Source organism: Gelidibacter japonicus, from assembly GCF_010725055.1.
Lineage (GTDB): Bacteria > Bacteroidota > Bacteroidia > Flavobacteriales > Flavobacteriaceae > Gelidibacter > Gelidibacter japonicus.
In genome coordinates, this window is sequence record NZ_BJKB01000017.1 from 37,525 (window position 1) to 60,724 (window position 23,200).

General features: G+C 37.7%; 24 protein-coding genes. 5 read left to right on the top strand and 19 right to left on the bottom strand.

Annotated elements, in window-relative coordinates:
• Positions 1-36: 36 nt before the first annotated feature.
• On the top strand, positions 37-1,197 hold the full coding sequence (locus tag G6N06_RS15665; RefSeq protein ID WP_163517730.1) for a vWA domain-containing protein: 1,161 nt from the start codon (positions 37-39) through the stop codon (positions 1,195-1,197).
• A 173-nt stretch (positions 1,198-1,370) separates the two neighbouring features.
• Here the strand turns inward: G6N06_RS15665 and G6N06_RS15670 are convergent, their stop codons facing one another.
• The gene (locus G6N06_RS15670) at positions 1,371-2,381 is read right to left on the bottom strand and encodes a PorP/SprF family type IX secretion system membrane protein (RefSeq protein ID WP_163517731.1); all 1,011 of its coding nucleotides are present in this window, start codon (positions 2,379-2,381) and stop codon (positions 1,371-1,373) included.
• Positions 2,382-2,765: 384 nt separating this feature from the next.
• Between G6N06_RS15670 and G6N06_RS15675 the strand changes: the two genes are divergently transcribed.
• From G6N06_RS15675 to G6N06_RS15690, 4 genes are all read left to right on the top strand, one after another.
• A complete protein-coding gene (locus tag G6N06_RS15675) occupies positions 2,766-3,668 on the top strand; it encodes a NifU family protein (protein ID WP_163517732.1) in 903 nt (300 codons plus the stop codon).
• Positions 3,669-3,730: 62 nt separating this feature from the next.
• On the top strand, positions 3,731-3,931 hold the full coding sequence (locus G6N06_RS15680; protein ID WP_163517733.1) for a dodecin family protein: 201 nt from the start codon (positions 3,731-3,733) through the stop codon (positions 3,929-3,931).
• A 41-nt stretch (positions 3,932-3,972) separates the two neighbouring features.
• A complete protein-coding gene (locus G6N06_RS15685; RefSeq protein ID WP_163517734.1) occupies positions 3,973-4,329 on the top strand; it encodes a DUF1304 domain-containing protein in 357 nt (118 codons plus the stop codon).
• Positions 4,330-4,406: 77 nt separating this feature from the next.
• Positions 4,407-5,219: a mechanosensitive ion channel family protein gene (locus G6N06_RS15690; RefSeq protein WP_163517735.1), complete on the top strand. Its 813-nt coding sequence runs from the start codon at positions 4,407-4,409 to the stop codon at positions 5,217-5,219.
• Here G6N06_RS15690 and tsaB read toward each other — a convergent pair.
• The 18 genes from tsaB to G6N06_RS15780 all read right to left on the bottom strand — a co-directional run bounded on the left by tsaB (position 5,216) and on the right by G6N06_RS15780 (position 23,168).
• Positions 5,216-5,887 (bottom strand): tRNA (adenosine(37)-N6)-threonylcarbamoyltransferase complex dimerization subunit type 1 TsaB, encoded by a 672-nt coding sequence (tsaB, locus tag G6N06_RS15695; RefSeq protein WP_163517736.1) that lies wholly within the window; start codon positions 5,885-5,887, stop codon positions 5,216-5,218. The genes G6N06_RS15690 and tsaB overlap by 4 nt on opposite strands.
• Before the next feature lie 18 nt (positions 5,888-5,905).
• Positions 5,906-7,207 carry an efflux RND transporter periplasmic adaptor subunit gene (locus tag G6N06_RS15700; RefSeq protein ID WP_163517737.1) on the bottom strand — a complete coding sequence of 434 codons (1,302 nt, stop codon included), beginning with the start codon at positions 7,205-7,207 and terminating at the stop codon, positions 5,906-5,908.
• 49 nt (positions 7,208-7,256) lie between these two features.
• Complete coding sequence (locus G6N06_RS15705; RefSeq protein WP_163517738.1) at positions 7,257-8,699, bottom strand: TolC family protein; 1,443 nt, start codon at positions 8,697-8,699, stop codon at positions 7,257-7,259.
• A gap of 50 nt (positions 8,700-8,749) precedes the next feature.
• A complete protein-coding gene (locus G6N06_RS15710) occupies positions 8,750-9,913 on the bottom strand; it encodes an efflux RND transporter periplasmic adaptor subunit (RefSeq protein ID WP_163517739.1) in 1,164 nt (387 codons plus the stop codon).
• Positions 9,914-10,107: 194 nt separating this feature from the next.
• A complete protein-coding gene (locus G6N06_RS15715) occupies positions 10,108-11,367 on the bottom strand; it encodes an ABC transporter permease (protein WP_163517740.1) in 1,260 nt (419 codons plus the stop codon).
• A gap of 1 nt (position 11,368) precedes the next feature.
• Positions 11,369-12,613 carry an ABC transporter permease gene (locus tag G6N06_RS15720; protein WP_163517741.1) on the bottom strand — a complete coding sequence of 415 codons (1,245 nt, stop codon included), beginning with the start codon at positions 12,611-12,613 and terminating at the stop codon, positions 11,369-11,371.
• Positions 12,606-13,307: an ABC transporter ATP-binding protein gene (locus G6N06_RS15725; protein WP_163517742.1), complete on the bottom strand. Its 702-nt coding sequence runs from the start codon at positions 13,305-13,307 to the stop codon at positions 12,606-12,608. The genes G6N06_RS15720 and G6N06_RS15725 overlap by 8 nt, the downstream gene beginning before the upstream one ends.
• Positions 13,308-13,438: 131 nt before the next feature.
• Entirely contained in the window at positions 13,439-13,660 is a 222-nt protein-coding gene (locus G6N06_RS15730) for a CAMCR motif-containing small membrane protein (protein ID WP_163517743.1), read from the bottom strand.
• A 1-nt stretch (position 13,661) separates the two neighbouring features.
• A complete protein-coding gene (locus G6N06_RS15735; RefSeq protein ID WP_163517782.1) occupies positions 13,662-14,207 on the bottom strand; it encodes a DUF420 domain-containing protein in 546 nt (181 codons plus the stop codon).
• Positions 14,207-14,965: an SCO family protein gene (locus G6N06_RS15740; protein ID WP_163517744.1), complete on the bottom strand. Its 759-nt coding sequence runs from the start codon at positions 14,963-14,965 to the stop codon at positions 14,207-14,209. The genes G6N06_RS15735 and G6N06_RS15740 overlap by 1 nt, the downstream gene beginning before the upstream one ends.
• Positions 14,949-15,662 (bottom strand): hypothetical protein, encoded by a 714-nt coding sequence (locus G6N06_RS15745; protein ID WP_163517745.1) that lies wholly within the window; start codon positions 15,660-15,662, stop codon positions 14,949-14,951. The genes G6N06_RS15740 and G6N06_RS15745 overlap by 17 nt, the downstream gene beginning before the upstream one ends.
• A gap of 161 nt (positions 15,663-15,823) precedes the next feature.
• On the bottom strand, positions 15,824-16,213 hold the full coding sequence (locus tag G6N06_RS15750; protein ID WP_163517746.1) for a cytochrome C oxidase subunit IV family protein: 390 nt from the start codon (positions 16,211-16,213) through the stop codon (positions 15,824-15,826).
• Positions 16,214-16,235: 22 nt separating this feature from the next.
• Positions 16,236-17,213, bottom strand: a complete 978-nt coding sequence (locus tag G6N06_RS15755; protein WP_163517747.1) for a cytochrome c oxidase subunit 3 — start codon at positions 17,211-17,213, stop codon at positions 16,236-16,238.
• 146 nt (positions 17,214-17,359) lie between these two features.
• Positions 17,360-17,941 (bottom strand): cytochrome c oxidase subunit 3, encoded by a 582-nt coding sequence (locus tag G6N06_RS15760; RefSeq protein WP_163517748.1) that lies wholly within the window; start codon positions 17,939-17,941, stop codon positions 17,360-17,362.
• Between the two features lies 1 nt (position 17,942).
• On the bottom strand, positions 17,943-18,836 hold the full coding sequence (gene cyoE / locus G6N06_RS15765; protein ID WP_163517749.1) for a heme o synthase: 894 nt from the start codon (positions 18,834-18,836) through the stop codon (positions 17,943-17,945).
• A 377-nt stretch (positions 18,837-19,213) separates the two neighbouring features.
• Positions 19,214-21,325 carry a gliding motility outer membrane protein RemB gene (gene remB / locus G6N06_RS15770; protein ID WP_163517750.1) on the bottom strand — a complete coding sequence of 704 codons (2,112 nt, stop codon included), beginning with the start codon at positions 21,323-21,325 and terminating at the stop codon, positions 19,214-19,216.
• Positions 21,326-21,436: 111 nt separating this feature from the next.
• Entirely contained in the window at positions 21,437-22,234 is a 798-nt protein-coding gene (locus G6N06_RS15775) for an energy transducer TonB (RefSeq protein WP_163517751.1), read from the bottom strand.
• A 205-nt stretch (positions 22,235-22,439) separates the two neighbouring features.
• Complete coding sequence (locus G6N06_RS15780; RefSeq protein ID WP_163517752.1) at positions 22,440-23,168, bottom strand: energy transducer TonB; 729 nt, start codon at positions 23,166-23,168, stop codon at positions 22,440-22,442.
• Between the last annotated feature and the right edge of the window lie 32 nt (positions 23,169-23,200).

The window sequence follows — 23,200 nt, forward strand, 5'->3', positions numbered from 1 at the left end:
CAGATAGATTTACGTATCATATAAAAAACAAAAACGATGAAAACGATTTTAAAAACAACAGTCTTGAGCTTGTGCCTTTTCGGATTTTTATCCTGTAATGGGAACTCAACAAAAACACCTAATTCTGATATAGCACTTGCAGAAATCCCAATCCATATTCCAAACAAACAATTTATAAAAGTAGCGTTACTGTTAGACACAAGTAACAGTATGGACGGTTTGATTGATCAGGCCAAAGCGCAACTATGGGAAATTGTAAATGAACTCTCTTATGCCAAATGTGATGATGCCAAACCAAATCTACAAATAGCACTTTATGAATATGGCAATGACAACCTTAATGGCGATGAAGGTTTTATCCGTCAGGTATTACCATTTAGCAGCGATTTGGATGAGATTTCCAAGCAATTGTTTTCATTAACCACCAACGGCGGCAATGAATATTGCGGACAGGTTATTCAAACTTCCTTAAAGCAATTAAACTGGGGAAACAACCAAGTCGATCTCAAACTCATTTTTATTGCAGGAAACGAGCCATTCACACAAGGTAAAGTTAGCTATAAAGATGCAGCTAAAATGGCCCTTGGTAAAGATGTGACGGTCAACACTATTTTTTGTGGCGATTATAACCAAGGAATCTCCAGCTATTGGAAGGATGGCGCCGATTTGGCAAATGGCGATTATATGGCCATCAACCACAACCATAACACGACTTATGTTGCCTCGCCTTATGATGATAAAATTTTGCAATTGAACCAAAAGTTAAATCAAACCTATGTGGCCTATGGCAGTGCAGGTCGTCAAAGAATGACCTTACAGTCAGAACAGGATGCCAATGCCGAAACCTACAGTAGTGCCAATGCAGTTAGCAGAACGGTGAGTAAAAGTTCGCACTTGTATAAAAATGACACTTGGGATTTGGTAGATGCAGAAAAGAGTAAATCGTTTAAGTATGCAGATTTAAAAGACGACGATTTGCCAGCCGAACTCAAAGGAAAGTCAACAGCGCAAATAAAAGCCTATGTGGCCAAAAAAAGTGAAGAGCGAGAAAAGATTCAACAAGAAGTTCAAAACCTGAATGACAAACGCAGGGTCTACATCCTTCAACAACAGAAAGAGGATGACAACGGATTGGAGAATGCCATGATAAAAGCTATCAAGACACAGGCAAAAAAGAAAAATTATTCCTGGGAGTAACTGAACTTACAAACTGATGATACTTGATGGTATCAGGGATTACGGTTGACGATTAACGAAAACATAAAAGTTATTCCACAAAGTTTGCACAAAGGACCGCGAAGTTTCACAAAGATTGACATAATAATAAAACTAGACTGCTGATCACTGACCGAAGACTGAAGACTGCCAGCTTAATTAACCGCTGGACAAGCACAATCATACTTCTTCTTTCTACAATTAAAATTGTATCCAAGTGTCAATTGATGAAAGCCACCATTATTAAATACGACAGAATTTGCTTGATAAGAATAGGTATATGCAAAGACAAAATTCTTATAGTCCAGGCCTAGGAAAGGTGTGAAATATTGGAGGTTTTGGCTACTGACTCCCGTTCCATTGGCAAACTCAGCACCATCCAAACTTCGTCTATATGAAATACCACCCCATAATTTCCCAAAGTCCATCTCTTTATAAACCTTTGCATTAAGATCAATAGAAGATTCCTTGGTACCGTCCCTATATAAAAACATAATAGATGGCTCATAACTCCACTCACTGCCAAGTTTAGAAAAAACATTTCCTGCGCTGAACAAGAAGGTTCTTAGATTATCATATTTAAAGATGCCATTGGCGTTAGAATTGACTCCGTCGTTATTCAAAACATTCTTAACCGTAGCATGGGCGTAAAAATTTATAAAATGATAAGAGAATCCAAAATCGATATTAAAATTGGTTGCGCTTTGTTCGATTCCGGTGATCAAAGGGTCAAAACCCTCATCCAAAAATGTGGTTTCATCTAATTTGTATTGAATGGCTCCAGCACTCAAACCAAAAGATAACATATTCAAGTCGATCTCATTTCGAGAGAACATCAAATGGTGGGCATAGGTGAGATAAGCTCCCGTTTGGGAATGATAGCCGTTTTTATCATTGTAGACAATAGCACCAACGGCCGATTGCGATTCTCCAATACGACTATTGATACTCATGGTTTGCAAAGCAGGTGCATTATCTTGACCAAACCATTGCTTGCGCGCTGTTAGTCTAATCTTGGCGCAATTGGCAACACCGGCCATGGATGGGTGGATCAAATAGTAATTATCGGTTAAATAATCTGAATATATAGGCAAACCCTCTTGTGCCTTACTAAACTGAATTGCTAAAATTACAAAGGCGAGTAAACAAAACTTTTTAAACTTCATATTCATTGTTCTTTTCAGGGCGAAATCGGCTTTAATTTGCGTTTGTCTTTGTATTAGGTCAACAAAAAGCCAATACTACTGTTGGCAACAACACAAATTAAAGTGTCAGTTTACTTGAGCAGTTTTCTATAAATGCCAAATATATAAATTTTTGAACTTGATATCCCATCTACTCCCAAATAAGTAAGATTACATTTCCTATTTTACACAATAAATTTCAACACATATAAATAGGCGCCCATCTTATGTTCCCAAGCGACTTAAATCTTTTAAAACCAATTTCCATAACCATTGTTTTACTTCTATACTGAACGGCAAATATGATTATCAAAAACATCGGGTTTCCTCTTTAGATTCCTTATTTTTGCATAAAGAGATGATCCTATGCAAACGACAACTATTTCAATACAAAAAACCAATAATCCTACAATATTAAAATTTGAAGCTGATAGGTTTTTGACCAATCACGAAAGCTTTGAATTTAGCAATATTGACGAAGCCAAGAATTCTCCTTTAGCACAACAGTTATTTTATCTTCCTTTTATAAAAAAAGTGTATATATCTGGTAATTTCATTGCCCTAGAACGGTATGATATTGTTGAGTGGGAAGATGTCCAAAATGAAGTTGCACAGCAGATTGAACAGTATATCAATGATGGAAATGCGGTAGTAACTGGGGAGACTATGGAAAAGAAGAAACCAGTATCAATTTATGCTGAGAGTACGCCAAATCCTGCGGTTTTAAAATTTGTAGCCAATAGACAACTTGTGGCTACGTCATATGAATTTGTTTCTATTGAGGATGCCAAGTATTCTCCCTTAGCGACAGAGTTATTCCATTTGCCTTTTGTGAAAAGTGTATATTTTGATGAAAATTTCATCTCTGTAACTAAATATGAGGTTGCAGATTGGAGCGAAATTACTACAGATTTAAGAGAATTTATCAGAAATTATATTGAAAGCGGCAAGGACATTATTTTAGCAGATGCTCCAAAAGCTCTCAACAAAACCGGAAGTCAAGTTGAAGCCAACTTTGCCGACTATGACGATATCTCAAAAGAAATCATCACGATTCTTGATGAATATGTAAGACCAGCTGTGGCCAGCGATGGTGGGAATATTGAGTTTCAGTCTTACGATCCTGCAACAAAAAGAGTGAGTGTTATTTTACAAGGCGCATGTAGTGGTTGCCCTTCATCAACCTATACTTTAAAAAACGGTATCGAAAATATGCTTAAACAAATGCTCAAAGATAAGGACTTGACAGTAGAGGCTCTAAATGGTTAATTTTAATTTATTATTCTTATCTTTAAGAATACAAGTAAATTATTAATTTAAAACCTATAAAAATGGCAGTATTAAAAGTTATTGAAATATTAGCAAGCTCGGATAAAAGCTGGGAAGACGCTACAAAAAACGGGGTGGATCATGCCTCCAAAACAATTAAAAACATTAAATCTGTATATGTAAAGGACCAGAGCGTCACCGTTAAAAATAATGAGTTGGCACAGTATCGTGTCAATTTAAAAATAACATTTGAAGTTAACTAATTCATTCAATAGCGCTTTTTTAAAGCGCTATTTTTTTATCTATGAGCGTCCTGACCATAGTTCTCATTAGCTTTGTTGCGCTTGAACATTTCTATTTCCTTGTTTTAGAGATGTTTTTCTGGACAAAACCCAAAGGCATCAAAAGTTTTGGATTAAAATCCAAGGCATTTGCCGAAGACACAAAAGTATTGGCGGCCAACCAAGGTCTGTATAATGGTTTTTTAGCGGCGGGTTTAGTGTTGTCTCTCTTATTGAACGCCTCATATTTTGCATTTTTCTTTTTGGCATGTGTCATTTTTGCTGGTATTTACGGTGCCTATTCCACTAAAAACATCAAACTATTTTATATTCAATCTCTTCCCGGGCTCTTAGCATTGGCAGCCCTAGCCTTTTTATAATAAACGGGCCCATCCCCTTGTGTTTTCCTTTTCAGAATTCCTAACTTTGCATCCTAACGATAAAATATAAGTATCATATGGAAATGCAACAATGGATTGACAAAGGCTATGAACTGATAATTAACTTTGGCCCTAGAGTTTTGGGGGCTATTGTAATTTGGTTCATTGGATCATGGGTCATTAAACTACTTTTGAAAGGCGTTGAAAAAGGGATGAAAAAAGGCAATTATGAAATAAGCCTTCAAAAATTTCTACTCAATCTTTTAAATTGGGCTTTTAAAATAGTTCTTATTATTGTCATCTTAGGCACCGTTGGTATCGAAACCACATCTTTTGCTGCGATATTGGCTTCGGCCGGTTTAGCTGTCGGATTGGCTCTACAGGGCTCACTTGCCAATTTTGCAGGAGGTATACTGCTCATGATTTTTAAACCTTTCAAAGTGGGAGATTATATTGAAGCTCAAGGTACAGCAGGTTCTGTAAGAGAGATCCAGATATTCACCACTAAATTGACTTCTCCTGACAATAAGGAAATTATTATTCCTAACGGCAAATTATCAAATGACAATATTGTGAATTATTCCGCTATGGATTTACGTCGAATAGACTTCGTATTTGGGGTAGGCTATGACTCTGATATCAAACAGACCAGAGACATCTTAATGGAACAGTTGACTTCTCATCCTCTCGTATTGGAAGATCCTGCTCCTTTGGTTAGATTAAGTGCAATGGCGGATAGCTCATTGAATTTTAACGTTAGGCCTTGGGTTAAAAACTCCGATTATTGGAGCACTTATTATGATATTATGGAAAGTACTAAACAGGCATTAGATGCCGCAGGTATTGACATCCCTTATCCACATCAAGTACATATACGTAAAGAGGATTAAACTTTAGCTTTCGTTCCGATGAAATCCTTTAAGTAAAAAGGCTCAAAATAGGCGACATTTTCAATGTCGCCATTTTTGTATTTAGCGTAAGCCAATTTCCCCATTTCATTTGCAGAAGGAAGCTTGTTTTCAATAAAGACTGCGTTGGGATGACGAATAATTTCTTTAGTTTTCTCAACCCCATTCCCAATGAAATAGACCTTGCCCTGTTCTAAAAACTCCTTAAAGCTATCTTCATCCAAAATCTGAGACTGTATCTCTCTTATCTGTTTGTACTGCGAATCATAGACCGCTGCATAAACCTCCATTCTACGGGCATCCAGCATAGGTACAATACATCCGAAATCTATTTGCATTTGATGGGCCAAAGCCTCTAAGGTATCAACAGAAATTAAGGGTTTATCCAATGAAAAACATAGGCCCTTTGCCGCCGACACTCCAATTCGTAACCCGGTATAAGAACCAGGGCCTTTGCTTACGGCAATGGCGTCAATATCTTGAGGTTCCAAATTGGCCTCTTTAAAAACATCATCAATAAATAAATGCAAAGATTCTGCATGCGAAAAATTGGAATTATAATCTTCCTTTAATACCAAAATCTCTGCTTCCTTAGAAAGAGAGACAGAGCAATTGGTTGTTGCCGTTTCAATATTTAGTATATATGACACTTCAGTAGTTTTTAAAAGCTATTTCTTTGCAGCTTCCCTTTCTCCTTTTACTTCTATCTTATCCCCGGGATTCAGGGTTTTGGAGACCACATTATAAGGTCCTGTAATGATCACATCGCCTGCCTTTAAACCAGATAAAATTTCAATATTGGATTCATCCTGAATACCTGTAGTCACAACTCTTAATTTTGCTTCATACTTATTTTTCACGAATACACACTCAAATTTTTCTTCACTTCCAGCCCTTGAAAGCGTCACTTCACTATCATCCCCTTTTTTATCGTATGTCTTTTTAACTGAAGAGGTGTCTGTTTTAATGACAATAGCACTGATTGGGACAGCTACTACATCCTTTCGTTTCTTAGTGATAATATCAACCGTTGCTGTCATCCCAGGTCGGAATGGGGAGAAATTCTCACCCTTACCTTCAGTTAAGTCTTGATAGGACTCTTCAAGGATTCTAACCTTTACCTTAAAATTTGTGACTTGGTCTGCTGTAAGTGTACCAGCTGCCGAATTGGCTATGGCTGTAACAACACCTTTGAATTCCTTTTTTAGATAGGCATCCACTTCAACAATCGTAGAATCCCCTATTTGAACCTTAACAATATCATTTTCATTCACATCAATTTCAACTTCCATATTGTTCAAATTGGCTACCCTTAAAATTTCTGTACCTGCCATTTGCTGAGTTCCGACAACACGTTCTCCCAATTCGACATCCAATTTAGAAATGGTGCCGCTCATAGGAGCATATATGGTAGTTCTGTTTAAATTGTCTAGTGCTTCACTTACCGATGCGCTCGCGCTCTGAACATTATAGTAAGCCGATTGTCGGGTTGCCTGGGCTATTTCATAAGCAGACACCGCTTTGTCCCACTCTGATTTTGAAATAATCCCTTTCTCAAAAAGCTGTTTGTTACGATCATAACTTAACTTAGCTTCTCTTAAGGAGGCTTCTGCCTGCTCTAAACCTGCTTTTATATTTTGATAGGTTGCTTGACTTCTGTTAACAGCAGATTGGATAAGATCAGGATTGATCCGTACCAACAGGTCGCCCTTATTGACCTGCTCACCTTCCTTGAATGGAAGTTCAATGATTTCTCCCGATACTTCACTGGATATTTTTACTTCAATTTCTGGTTGAATTTTTCCAGTTGCTGACACTTTTTCCACAATATTCATAAGGGTCACTTCCTGGGTTTCGACCTCTTTAAAGTTGCCCGTGCTACCAAACCAGCCCGCTTTTTTTCCTACAATCAACACCAAGATCAGGAGTACCACTGCGGATATTAAGATTATTACTGTTTTTTTGCTCATAACGGTTAGTTTATTGGTTGTGTTCTAAGTTGTAATAGATCAACTATCATTAAAATTTTAATTCCATCGCAGGAATTCCAAAATATAGTTCAAGTACCTTTAATTTGAAAATATAGTCATATTTAGCCCGATTGAGCTCAATTTGTGCATTATCAAATTTCACTTTTGATTGGCTAAACTCAAAAGCATTGGTAAACCCTACATCATAGCGTTCTTTGGCGTAATTATAAGCCAATTCTTGTGATTCCAAAGCAGACTCAGCAGCTTCATAAGACTTAAGGGCCCCTCTAGCATCTACATAAGCTTGATAGACTGTCGATTCCAAATCTAATTGGGCCTGCTCCAACTGGTTTTTACTTCTCTCCAAATTAATCTGATTTCTTTTGACATTGCTTTTAACTGAAAATCCATTAAGAATTGGAATATTTAAAGAAAGACCATAAGAAATACCATCATTTTGCGACAATTGATCTATAAATGGATCTGCACCTACCTTTCGGGTAATGGTGTTTGGAAATTCTCCAATAACAGATTGCCCTGTATCTTCAACAACCCCTATCTCTTTTATAATTATAGGATTATTTGGATCAACATCCTGAATGAAAGAAGCAGAGTTTGAAAATCTCGTGTCATATCCAAAGAAAGCAGAAAGTGTCGGGTAGTAAGCACTTTTGGCTATCTGGACATCTTTCTCGGCCAATGCCACATTTTGTTCGGCAATTTTGATCTCGGCTCTATTTTCTTTTGCTTTTTCAATGACTTCATAAACGTTTTTCTTTGCGATTCCTTCATCGACAATATCATAACCCTCATCTTCGATATCAAAATTTTGGTAATCCTTAATCAATAACAATTGAGCCAAACTGATCAATGACACCTGAACCGCGTTTTCAGCATTGACAATGGCTTGTCTTTCACTGGCGTCATTGGCCCTAATTTCAAGAATGTCTCCTTCTGGCAATACACCTGCATCAACGAGCTCTTGTGTTCTTTTCAACTGATCTTGGGTTATTGTGTTTTGCGACGTGAGTACCTTGAGATTTGCCTTATTAAGAATAACTTGAAGGTAATTGTTGGCCACAAACAAAGAAATATCATCCTCCATTTTGGTCAATCGAAACTGAGCTGCCATTTTTGAAATTTTAGCGCGCTGTAGTTCTTTAAAATTCCTAAGTCCGTCAAATAATGTATAGCCAACGCTCACCCTACCGGAAGCAGATAAAAACGTTGTGGTTTGGGCATTATTGGTCAATGGGTTAAAACCTAAACCCGTGTTTTCCGAAACATTTGCGCCCATGCTGACTTGAGGCATAAAATTGCCAACAGCCTGTAAATTTTCGATATCCGTCAGCTCCAGGTCCAACAAACTCTGCTTTACCGAGATATTGTTTTCCAAAGCATGGGCCACACATTCTTTGAGTGTCCATTTTTTTACTTGTGCCTGTGAAGTTACTGTTATTAGGACAAGGACTATAAGAATTGATTTTTTCATAATTAAAATATAAGTCTATCGATTATTTAAAGTGTTACACCTAAAATGGATTATTTGCTTTTAGCATAAGCAGGAATACCTTGAATTTGATTCCAGACCTTTATTTTGTCTGATTTACCAATGCCATTTTTGACTTGTACAAAGATGCCATCGCTAATTCCCAATTCAAGATCTCTGCGCTCAAACTTCTGTTCTCCAACCATTACTTCAACAAAGGGCTTTTGCGTTTGTGGATCAAATTGAACCAAAGCTTCGTTGATTGCCAACACATTCTCTGCTCTTTCCAGAATGATGGAGGCATTAGCGCTTAAACCTGCCCTGATAAAAGTAGAATCAATAGACTTTAGTGTGCCTTTGATCTCAAATTGAATAGCTCCATTTTCAACAACTCCTTTTGGCGCGATATAGTCCAATATGGCATCAAATTTCTTGTCTTCAATGGCTCCAACAGTGATTTCAAGTGGCAGGCCCTCTTTAATTTTGCCGACTTCACTTTCATCGACTTTACCTTCAAAAATCATTTTTTTAACATCAGCCAATGAAGCAATTGAGGTTCCTTCATTAAAATTATTGGCTTCAATAACCTGATTCCCTTCCTTAACCGGCACGTCCAACACCATTCCTGATACGGTCGCCCTAACTTGGGTCTGCGCTATATTGCCCAATCCACTGGTCGTTCCTGTTTTGACAATATCATAATTCTGACGTGCAGAATTTAAATTGATTTCTGCCTGTTCCACACTTTGCTTTGTCTGTAAATAGGTGTTTTTGATCCCTTCAAAATCGTTGGCCGAAATGACACCTTTTTCAAACAATGCTTTTTGCCGGTCATAATTAGTTTGTTGGGTCTGCAAATTGATTTTAGCAGTTTGTAAGGCAGTTTGACTTGAAGAAATATTATTCCTAGCGCTTGATAAGGAGGACACATTGGGAATCACACGAATTTGTGCAATCAAATCGCCAGCTTTTACATACTCGCCAGCTTCTATAAACACTTCTTCGATCACTCCAGAAATATTCGATTTAATCAGCACTTCATCCTTAGGGACAATGTTTCCCGTAGCCACAGTTTTTACAACAATAGTCTGTTCAACCGGAGTTTCCGTAGTATAGGTTATAGGATCTTCCTGGTTTTTTCTCCACAAATAAATCAAGGCTATTGCAAACACTGCAACGATAAGTCCTAAAATAATGACGGTTTTTGTTCTTTTCATTTGATATTAGTTATTGTTTTTTTATGGGTCAAATGGTGCACCTCAAGACGTTTAGGAGTAAATACTCTCCTATTTCGGAGGTGGTTCATTTGATATTAGTTATTGTTTTTTAGTGGTCAAATGGTGCACCTCAAGACGTTTTGGAATAAATACTCTCATATTTCGGAGGTGGTCCACTTGATAATTTTTTTGTTTTATTCCATTCTTAATGCGTCCACGGGTTTCATTTTAGTGGCACTATTGGCAGGTATCAGTCCTGCCAGCAACCCCGACACTACGAGTATGAACAGCGCGATAAAAACAACTGACATACTCACGCTTGGGTTAGCAAAGTTCTCAACAGGCCCATTCATATCCAATGCGTAGTTAAGCCCCCATATGACAGCGGCCGCAAAAGAAATACCTACCATTCCAGATAAAATTGTAAGTATTAAACTTTCTTGCAAAACTTGCGACTTTATGATCCACGGAGTAGCACCTAAAGCTCTTCGGACTCCAATTTCTTTAGTTCGTTCCTTTACCACTATGAGCATAATATTGCTAATACCAATAATTCCTGACATTAAGACAAGTGCGCCCACAAAATAACCCACAAAGCTAAGAATGGAGAATAGGCCATTGACCCGCCCAAACGCTTCAGAAAGATCAAAATTGCCAATCGCCCGATCATCTTCAGGATGTACTTTATGCCTGTTCTTTAGACTCTCAAGCAACTGTGGTTTAAGCGTTGTAATATTTGTACCATCATTGGCCGTAAGTGCCAACCAACCGACATTATCCGCAAAATTGAAAGCCTGTCCAAATGAGGTAAAAGGGACAAAAATAGTATTGGCTTCTTCTTCCTTATCGCCTTGGCTATTGCTCACCTTAAAGGTTCCGATCACCATAAAATTAACACCATTGATCTTTATATAAGTCCCTAAAGTTTCTTCATTCTTATCGTATAAACTCTTCACCACACCTGTTCCAATAACACAAACCTTTCGTTTGGCATTAATATCAGAATAGCTCACAAAACGACCTTGAATAATATCCATTGGTTGCTGTTTGATAAATTCCGGATAATCGCCATTGACCTGAAAAGCTCCGGTCTTTGTACCTCTAACAACATTATTGGCACCGCTATAGCCCCCTAACTGATTTCGTGGTGATACATACTTGAGTTGTGGGAAATCATTTTTTAAACTGGCCACATCGTCCAACTTAAAATTGAAACGGCGTCCTTTAGGCAAGCCTTTATAGGGCTTGGAGGTTTGTTGGGTCCAGATAAACATGGAATTCGTAGCAAAATTACCGAAGCCGGCAGTTACGCCGTTTTTAAGACCATTGGTCAAAGCCAATAACAGCACCAAAATGGTGATGCCCCAAAACACACCAAATGCTGTCAGTAAAGTTCTGAACTTATTTGCATTTAAAGCTTCCAATATTTCGTCCCATCGGTCTTTGCTGAACATATTATTCGTCTCTTAGTGCTATTATAGGTTTAATTTTGGCGGCACGGTAAGCTGGAATAAATCCCGCAATAGCACCTGCAGACACCAACACAAAAACTGTGATCAATGCCGTATTGAAGTCCACTTGCGGATATTTAATAAAGTCGCTTTCTATAAGTGGGCCGATGACTTCCAGAAGGCCCAGTCCGGCGATAAGCCCAAAAAGTCCTGAGAACATAGTCACAAAAATAGATTCCTGTAAAATCATCCCAACTATAGACATAGGGACCGCCCCCAGAGCCTTACGAATACCAATTTCCTTGGTACGCTCCTTAACTATGATAAGCATAATATTCCCTACCCCAACAATACCCGCAATTATAGTCCCAATTCCAACAAACCAAAATACTGCTTTTATGGTATCCACAAGGGAGTAGATTTTTCTTGCTTCTTCCAAGGTGTTATTTACATTAATCGCGCTGATATCGTCCGGGGCAATTATATGTGTTTGTTTTAAATCGTTTTCAATGCCTAGTGAAATTTGTTCGGATAGTTTTACGGCCTCGTCAAAATTATCGGACATCTTCACGGTATAGGTCATATTTCTGATATTATTTCCGCCGTTAAATGCTTTTTGGGCTGTAGTAATGGGCATCATTACTTTACTTTCATCCCGTTCTCCACCCGGATCGTAAAAGACGCCTATAACTTTAAAATTTATTCCATAAAGGGAAATGTCCTTATTGATGGGATCTTGACCTTTAAATAGATCCTGACTCACTTTATTTCCGATAACGGCCACCTTCTTTGCTCCCACCACATCAGAATGATTTAAAAAACGGCCCTGACTGATATCTGCATTTTCAATGAATTGGTTATCGGGTAAAACGCCTTGGATTCTATAATTTCCAGATTCATTTTTATAGTTGACCAACCCGCCCCAAATGGTATAAAACGGCGATTTAAATTCTAAGTGGTCGTCGTATTTATCCACAATATCATTGAAGTCTTGATTTTTGAGCTGAATTCGTCGTCCAGGATTTAATCCTTTATATTCTTTGGTGGTAACGCCTGTCCAAACCGAAATGCTATTGGCAGCATCCCTTTCAAATTGTGAGGTGACTCCATTTTGAATCCCAGAGCTGAACCCTAATAGAATGACCAATATAAAGATACCAGATGCAACGGATAGACCAGTTAAAAAGGTCCGGAGTTTATTTTTACTTAAGCTCTCAAAAATTTCCTGCCAACGTTCAATATTAAACATACTGATTAGCTCTAACTTGTTCAACGAAATTATCATCAATAATGACCCCATCCTTCAAGTTGACAATACGTTTGGTCATTCGAGCAATATCAGGCTCATGAGTAACCAATAAAATGGTCTTTCCTTCATCATTGATACCTTGGATAAGTTCCATGACCTCATTTGATGTCTTGGTATCCAAAGCTCCGGTAGGCTCGTCAGCCAGCAATACTTTAGGATCACTTGCCAAGGCTCTTGCAATGGCCACACGTTGTTTTTGTCCACCGGATAACTCGTTAGGCAGATGGTGGGACCATGGTGCCAACCCCACTTTATCCAGATAATGCATTGCTTTTTCAATACGGTCTTTACGGTTGACGCCTTGGTAATACAATGGTAGTGCTACATTATCTAAAGCCGACTTATAATTGATAAGATTAAAGGATTGAAAAATAAAACCTAAGAATTTGTTTCTGTAGTTAGCGGCAATTTTTTCATTGAGATTTTTAATTGGGACATTATCCAAGGTATATGATCCTTCATCGGCTTCATCCAACATGCCCAAAATATTTAAGAGCGTTGATTTGCCCGATCCGGAAGATCCCATAATTGATACTAATTCGCCTTCCTTGACGTTAAAATTAATTCCTTTTAACACATGAAGCGAATTCGTACCCATGTGGTAGGATTTATGTAAATCTTTAATTTGTATCATAGTAAGACGGTTGCTTCTGCAATGTTACATAAAACAAGACACCTATTATATTAACAAATTGTTAAGACTCATCTTGAATTAATAATAATAAGACTGAAAAAGAATGGATTTGTTACAAGAAAACGTGTTTTTTATACTTTTTTCTTTTTGTAGAATTTCAAGTACATGACTAATCCCATACCGGCAACCAACAAATAAGGGATAACCATTAAATACACTATACCGTCATTGACACCCTTTGCAGTAGACTGCCCTTCTTCACTTTCCAACACTGCACGACACATGGCACACTGGGCATTGGTCGAGAAAAATGTAAACAGTGAAAACAGAATAAAAAAAACGCGAACTTTCATTTTAGACATAATAAGGTGAAATCATAATATAAACAATCACTCCTGAAAGCGCAACGTATAACCAAATTGGAAAGGTAATTCGCGCTATTTTTTTATGGCGCTCAATATTATTGGTGATGGCGCGTACATAAGTAATCAATACAAAAGGAATGATTATAATGGATAATAATATATGGGAAATAAGTATAGTAAAATAAACATATCTCATGATACCGTCACCACCATAAGGCGTTGAGTCGCTCGTCATATGATACGCAATATACATCAATAAAAACACGATCGAACAACCTATTGCGGCGGTCATCAAAGTTTTGTGGAGTGCTATATTTTTGTTCCTAATGGCCCAGAAGGCGATGATCAAGAGTAATGCAGTCAGCCCATTTATAGTCGCATAAATAGGAGGCAAGAACGTCAGTGGTTCAACATCATAACCTAAATCCCGCAAATTGATGCCAAAAAGTGCCCCTACGATCAATGGGATAGTAACTGAAAGTATAACAATCCAAATATTGTATTTTTTCTCCGCGGCCCTATTGCTATTTTCCATCATTCTTTTAACAACTTTGCAATATCTTCTTTCAACCAAGTAATCTGTTGCTCCATTCCTGTCTCATCAACTTTTTCTTCTTCTGAAATGATGCCATTATAGTAAATTATCGGGCTACCTTGACTATCAGATCTTGATCTGATAAAACCGTTTTTGTCGATAAGAGCAAAATTACCCGAATGTTCGAACCCTCCTTCGGCGTTTTCATCTTTGGCCGTATACAGATAGAAGCCTTCATTGGCCAATTTATAAATTTCGTCAACATCTCCAGTCATTAAATGCCAATTAGGACTCGTTATCCCATTATTGTCTGCGTAGGCCTTCAATACCTCCGGAGTGTCAATATGGGGTGTTATGGAAAATGAAGCAATTCCAAAACTCCTTTCATCTGGAAATGCATTTTGAATCTGCACCATATTGGCATTCATTTTTGGGCAGATGCTCGGGCAGGTTGTGAAAAAGAATTCTATCACATACACTTTCCCATCATAATCTTTATTGGAAATGGTGTTTCCATTTTGATCAGTAAAACTGAAATCGGGCACTTTTCTTCTCACCCCGTTGATTTCGATAAATTGTAAATCGGAAAGGTTCCCTGGTCTTTTTTTCGGATTCAGATTAATGTCCTTACTTCTGCTTTCATCTCTCACAATATCGTCATTACTTATGCGATCAATGATTTTTGGCACAAAGTAAATTCCAAACAGAAGTATAATAAACGACACTCCTATGTAAGAGTAATTAGTTTTCTTGCTCATTGGTAATACCTTTTAATTCGTTAGCACGTCGTGTTGAAGAGTCATAATTTCCCTTGCGCTTTTCTCTATACTCTGTAAACAACACACGTATATCTTCACTCATTTTATTTTTTATTATGGCAACTTCCACACAGTCGTATGAGGTTAAATCATAAACATCGGCATTTCTTTCTCTTTCCATTTCGGTCCTATCATCCAAACGTCCACGTTGGTTGAGGTCTCCATCAACAATAAACACCCTGGAAGTAGAGAGGCTCTCATCCAAAGGTCGATCTGATTTCAAACTCTCAAAAAGATCTAAAATGTCATCTTCCTCTAAAAAAACAAAATGCCAATATTTTAGGTCTTCATGAGATTCAATTTCCTTCTTAAGCAACGGAAGTTCTGATTCTGCTTCAGGAGCCATAACGGCAATAATCTGAAACTTTTTAAAACCCTTGAACTTGTCATAGATCAATTGCTTTAAATTGGATGCTGCTGTGGCACTCTGCACTGGTGTTTTTCCAAAAAAAGCTAGTACCGTAATATGGTCTTTAAGTTCAAATTCGCTGATTCCAGAAATATCCTCTACATTCTCCTTGATCACATCGAGTGCAATAAAATTATGCTTTGCTGGATAGAGCATCAAAAGAAACGCCACGGGGAGAAAAAACAGTATGATGAGAACTGAATAGCGTTTGACAAGTTTTTTATTCATTTAAAACAATTTGCACGATTAACACTCTTCCAACGTGCCTATTAAATCAATAAATGCACGCAGAATTACACAAGTGCAAAAATAAAAAAGACGGTTCATATAACCGTCTTTTTATCTATGTTTAACACTTAAATCCTACTGTTCTATCAAAAAGAGATCTATTAAAAATCGGTCTTAACAAATCCATTGGTAAAGACATACTCAACGTAGCCTCCTTCTTGTAATAATATAAAGATTATATAGGAAATCAAAAACACAGCTGTCCAGACCACCATTCGTCTTAAACTCGCGGTTTCGTCTCTCATGTGCATGAAATCCCAGGTAATATAGTAGGCTTTTACGATGGTCAATATTATAAAAATCCAGTTAAGGGCCTTCATTCCCAAAACCTGGCCCATAAACATTTCTGGTTTGTAAATTCCCAAAAGAACTTCAATGGCCGTAACAATAGACAAAAGGATCAATACGCCCCATATTTTCTGTTTGTTGGATTTGAACTTTAATAACCCTCTAAATATTGCCAGTTTATGTGTTTCTGCTGATGCTTCCATGTTTAAATTAAATTATCTAAAATTATACTAAGTAGAAGAATGTAAATACGAATACCCAGACCAAGTCAACAAAATGCCAATACAAACCCACTTTCTCGACCATTTCATAACTACGTCTTCGCTCGTAAGTACCTATAAGGACGTTAAAGAATATAATAATATTTAACATGACACCTATAGACACGTGGAATCCGTGGAAACCAGTGATGAAGAAAAAATAGTTTGCAAATAATGGTGGACCGTATTCGTTTTGGATCAAATTAGCACCTTCTACTACATTTTTTCCCTTGGTTCTTAATTCTCTAAGGGATTCGCTACGGGATAAAATTGTCTTATGGCCATCCTCAGCAGTATAGGTCGTTCTCACAAATACACCCGGATTAGCTTCAAATCCAGCTAGAACTTCTTCAAAAGTAAAACTTGGAAGGGCCTTTTCACCAGAAAACCATAGCCCATCCTTTCGTGCATGTTGGGTACGATCAGAAGATTCGGCTATCGCAAAATCCTTTAATGCGACACGCTCGCCACTTGCATCCACAAATTGTATGATATTCCCACCATGGGTTCCAACCGCTCCGTAACCACCTTTGATAAATGTGGTCCACTCATAGGCTTGGGAACTCAGGAAGATAAAACCTCCCAAAATCGTCAAAAACATATATAAACTCACCTTCGCCTTTTTCATTTGATGTCCTGCATCTACTGCCAATACCATGGTAACAGAAGACATGATCAAAATGAATGTCATGAAAGCCACGAAAATCATCGGATAATTACCGTGAATGAAAGGAACGTGGGTAAACACGTCATCGGCTATAGGCCAAGAATCAGCAAATTTAAATCTTGAGAAGCCATAAGCTGCTAAAAACCCAGTAAAGGTCAATGAGTCTGAAGTGAGGAAAAACCACATCATCATTTTACCGTAACTCGCTTTTAACGGCTCTATACCTCCGCCCCAACGCTTGTTTTCGGCACTAGTGTTCACGACAGTTGAATCCATATGTAGTGATTAGTTTTTTAGTTTAAAAAGTTGCACAAAAATAATCATTTTATTCATCTAAAGAAACATCCTTATTGAATTTTGAAACCCTATAACTAATGTTTTCTGCAGTTGGCAATTAATTTGAATTGAAAAAACACCAACAATTATCCCACAAAATATAAAAATAAAAAGAGATAGACCCACAGAATATCAATAAAATGCCAAAATGTTGCCGCAAGATCCACACCGAGCATATCTGTGGCGCTATACTTCTGTTTAAAATGATTATAAATTACGACTAAAATGCAAACCAATCCCGCTAGGACATGCACAATATGTACCATAGCGATTAAATAAATATAAGACATGGTCACATTACTGGTAGGTCCTGTAAAATTATAGCCCATATCAATGATCTGTTGAAAGCCAACAAACTGATTGGTAATGAACGCAATTCCCAACACCAAGGTTGCTAAAAGCCAGGTTGTTGTCATTTGCCTGTTGTTGCTTTTAAGAGCTTTTTGCGCCAAGACAAAGGTGACACTACTCAGCACCACCATGACCGTACTAATGATGAAGGCATTTGGCAATTGAAAATCCCTTAGCCAATCTTCTCTTGTACTGCTCACGACAAATGCACTTGTCCATCCTGCAAATGACATGATAAGCGACACAATTCCAAACCAAAGCATCATTTTTTTCGCTCTGTTATTTTTCTCTTCAAAGGTTCCTTCTGTAAAATCCATATTATCTTATAAATTTATCGGCAACGTAAACAATCTGTAGTAAGGTGATATATATAACACTAGCAAAAATAAGATGTTTTGCCGCTAGTTCAGTTCTTTTAACATACAATTGCAATGCGTAATAGATCATTCCCAAACCTATGGCAAACACTATAATGGCGGCAACAATGGACAATTTTAAATCTCCCGTGACTCCAAAAACAGGAATGATGGATATTAAGACCGTCCAGATGGTGTACATTACGGTTTGTGTGGCTGTACCTTTATCGCGTTTTCCTGTTGGAAGCATGAAAAATCCACCTTTTTTATAATCGTCAAACAAAAACCATCCAATGGCCCAAAAGTGAGGAAACTGCCAAAAGAACTGAATAGCGAACAGGGTGCCCGGTTCAATTCCGAAAGCATTTCGTGCAGCTACCCAACCCAACATAAATGGAATGGCTCCTGGTATTGCTCCAGCAAATACGGATAGTGGGGTCTTTGTTTTTAACGGAGTATAGACACTTGTGTATAAAAATATGGATATAGCACCATACATGGCGGTGCGTGGATTGATTATATATAGGGAAGCAATTCCAAGAATGGTAAAGATGATGGCCATGGTAAGGGCCGCATTGACCGAGATGCGTCCCGCAGGAATAGGTCTGTTTTTGGTACGGTCCATCAGCGCATCGAGATCCCGCTCAATAATTTGATTATAGATATTGGAAGCACCAACCATAAAATAACCACCAAATGCCAACAATACCAACGTGCCGATTTCAATAGTTGTTGCACCCAACATGTACCCAGCCATTGCTGAAAACACGACACTCAATGATAGTCTCATCTTGGTTATTTCCTTAAAATCAGAAATAGCCGAGACCCTTGGTAAAGAAGATTTTTTTGTTGCCAATCAGTCTTGTATTTGACGCTTGTAAATGCGAGTGCAAAGATACTTTGAAAATTGGTTTTGAGCAATTCAATTAAAGAATAAATAAGTTTCATTGAACTGATTGGATTTTTTGAAACCTAACGGCAGATGTTGAGTTGGTATTTTTAAAATTTGACAGGCTGAAATGCCCTGTCATTGTTGGTGTTTTGCATCGACAAAATATGGATGAAGTGGTGCAATTTGGACTAAACAACTAACTCTCATTGATCAATGTTGAAGATTAATTAAAAAAATCGACTTTGTACAGGAGGTTTCTGTCTCAAAATAGTTTCAAGGGACAGGTTCTAAATTAGAGGATGGTACGTCTGTATTGGAGATTCCTGCCTTGGCAGGAATTATTAATAGTCAAAATACCAATTGAACAAATCAGTCTTGATCCCAAGATTAAACCAAGCGGTACTGTTTTTAAAGGTAGTTTCCGTATTGGCTTCCGGATTGAAATTTCTAAAACTGATGTTGGTAAATACTTTTAAATGACTCACCGGATTTATAATATAGCCTGCCTGCAGTTCGGCATTGAAGGTTTTGGTCTTGTTACCCTGGCCAATCTTCACATGCTTGTCAAATGGACGTTCATTGTAATTTCGATAAATGTCGCCGCCATAACTAAAATTGTCAGCACCATCATTAAAATCCAATCCACGTGTTCCAAAAATAAATTTGGCATCGGCAAACCATCGCTGGTAATTGTAATGTCCAATAATGATGAATTCCCTAAAGTTGGCTCCCCATAAATGGGCCATGGGTTGATTGCTATGTCCATAATTATTGACAATGGTATTATGCGAATACGTATAAGGCCTTACTTGGTTATATTCCAACTGTAACATTAGATTATCAACCTTGAATGCATCGTAATATTTGGCTCCCAATTGGTATCCGAATTTATTTTTCCAACTTTTGTCTCCTGCTTTAACATCGCTTAACGAAAATTCATCCAAGATAAATTGCCCGTATAAATTGACTTTATTATTCCATTTATATTTTGCCGACGCTCCCAAAACGGCATTCCCCGATCCTTGCCCAGCTTCAAATTCAATAGCTCTAAAAAAGATGATGGGGTTGAGATAATTAATATCAAACCCTCTTCCATTGGTGTCGGTCCACATTACGGATTCAAAAAGACCAATATTGAGTCGCTTGGATACATTCCAACTCAAATAATGATTGGCCATATATTTGGTCAGGAAGGCCTTGTCTTCAACTACAGCATCGCGGACGTCACGGAGCCACATCCATGTATTGGTGTATTTTATTTTCCAAAATTTGGTGTTCAATTTCAAAAAAGTCTGCGGGGCGGCCACATCACTTTGAAAGAGCGAACGATAGCCATCTCCTATAAAATTCTTTCCATGTCCAAATTGAAAATTTATGAATTTTGCAGGTGCATACGACAAATAGGCTTCAGCAACTGGATAATCATAGGCATCGTCCTTAAATCGTTTCCCTATCCCTCGTCCTGGAACAATGGCAGGATCAGGACCAAATGCCTTTAAACTTTCGGCATACTGGTTGTAATATTGGGCAAATCTTCCTTGACTTTCAAAGACCGACGTAGAAAAACTGAACTTTTTGCCCAAGCCTCCTTGAATGTAAACGCCTCTGGTATTGTTGAAAGTGGTGTTGAAATCGGCATCGGTATCCTTACCCACCTGTAAATCAAAAACAGGATCAATGGAAAACCAATAATCTTCTCCCTGAATTTGGACTAAATGCTCATCCCATATTTTTCTGCTCCACCAGCCGTCCGATCCTTTTTTCAGGGTTTCCTTTTCCGCTTTAAAATCATAATATTGAGCAACATCTTCATATACAAATGGTTTCGCTGCGGTATGACTGTTTGTTCCCAAACCATTCATGTTGGCATCAAACCGAGAATAGTATTGATGGGTGAAGGGAATGTTCAATTGACTGCTGTATTCAAGTCCTTTATAAGTGACAATATTCTTGGTAATGCTATCAAATTCGTTGGAAACGATCTTGTTGAGATCCTCAAACTCCTTAATGTGCTCTTGTTCTTCCGAAACTTTATTTTTCATGAATTCAGGATCAACCAAAGGAATTTTGATGGTCAATGAATACTGATAGAATGTAGGCTTTCCATTATAAGTTCCGGGCTGAACTTTGGGTAAAGATTGGAACACCCTTTTGGTTTCATCCCTAAGGGCATCATAGATGGCATCCACGTGCACAACGCTTATACTCCCCTCTTTATCCACCTCAAAAAGCACTTTCACATCGCCTTTAAAACCGTCTTGGATTGCCTCTTGTGACACTTTGAAGTTTTGAAATATATAATGGTTGAGTTTAGTGTTGAAGCAGATTTTTAAATTGTCGATTGCCTCGTTTTCGCAGCCTACAAACACAGGGGGTTTTTCGTAAATTTCAATATTTTGGGAAAAACTATTGAGATAAAAACTGACAAATACAATTAAGAAGAAGTTCTTCATAGATGGCTACTAGCTTTTTAACTGGCGAAAGATACTGTTTTTTTCAAAATTAGCCACTAAAAAACCGCTATCAGGAAGGATAGCGGTTTTATTAAAATAAACGTTATTTTACTAGTTTACTTTAAAAATTATAGGCAATACGTATTGGACCGTCACAGGTCGTTCTCTTTGTTTACCCGGAATCATGATTGGGATTTGTTCCACAATCCTCTGGGCTTCCCTCTCCAATTCCGGACGTGGTGCTCGTGTTTGTATTTCCGTAACACTTCCATGCTTATCAATTTTAAAAACGACAGCTATTTTTTGAACTCCTGACAGTCCTAGTTCTGCGGCCATATCTTTATCAAATTTCTTTTGTACAAGATTTGATAGTTTATCGGACATACATTTTAAGCGGCCATCATTATTCTTTTCAGACTCACAGCCTGGGTAAATAGGTGCTATTTCAACACCTATAGTACTAAAGATCTTTAAATCAAGGTCATCACTATCATCCCTCTTATAAACCACGATATCCTGAATATTCAATGGATCCGCTGATAAGGCCGGGCTCTCGGTCAATAGCTGTGTTGGCAAGGTTTCAACAAAATCATGATCTTCAATAATCGGGTCCTTGGTGAGAATATCAGTATTTAATTCGGTTTTTTTTTCAAATACTTCTTTTTCCAATTTGAAGTTGATCGGCATCACTTCAACAACCTTATCTCTGGGCTCGACTTGAGCCAAATCATAGGTTTTTGCTACGAACTTCATTTCAAAGAGCCCATAGGTAAACAGCAAACAAAGAATGAGGCCTATCTGGAAATAAAGCGTTGAATTCTTTTGTAAATTTGCGTCATGTTTGTGTGATTTCACACTGCGAACCTTGCTCTGACCAGCAATATCGCCTGATTTTGTTAAATGTTTCATAATACATGTATTGAAAATGTTAATAATATCATAAAATCACAACAAACGTACCAAAAACGAAAATCCCGTCTAAATTGTTTAGACGGGATTTTTAAATGCTGTCCCAATACTTTCTTATAGGAAATTTCGACTGCCTAAAAGAAGTGTAAAAACAAGAAACCCCGAAGCTTTCGCTTCAGGGTTTTATTTTGTTAAGATTCAAATATTAATCTTGCACTTGGAAAAGAATAGGCAAAGAATACGGTACGGTTACCGCTTTACCACGTTGTTTTCCAGGCAACATTTTAGGAAGTAATCCAATAACACGTTGTGCTTCTTTCTCTAAACCTGGATGTGGCGCTCTTGCTTGAACGTTTGTGATATTTCCAGACTTATCTATTTTAAAGATCACATTAATTCGCTGTCTTCCGGAAAGACCAAGCTCTGAAGCCAAATCAACATTAAACTTTTTATTCACAAATTCGGCTATCTTGTCAGACATACATTGCTTCTTCGCATTATTGCCGACTTCCTTTTCACAACCTGGGAACACAGGAACATTTTCAATTACTGCAAATGGTACCTCAATATCCTCTTCAGGAGCTTCTTCAACGAAAACGTCTTCAACTTTAGCGATTTCTTGTTCTTGATTTGTTTCTGAAGATTCGATTACAGTTTCTTCAACTTCTTCCTCATCTTCTACAATCTCAATCTCCTCCGGTGCTACTGGTGGCGGTGGCGGTGGCGGTGGCGGTGTCTGTAACTGTTCAGTAATTGGAATTTCTTCTTCCAATTCATCGTCCATATTAATCATGCCAATATCAATATCCGATTTATCGTAAGTTTTGTAATTGATGGCCAGATTGGTCAGCAATAACATTAAAGCGAGACCAACGGCAAAATAGATAGAACTATTTCTACCAACGTCTGCTTTCACATTTTTTTTCGGTTCCATATGCTTTGAGTGTTTAAGGAATGCTAAAATAA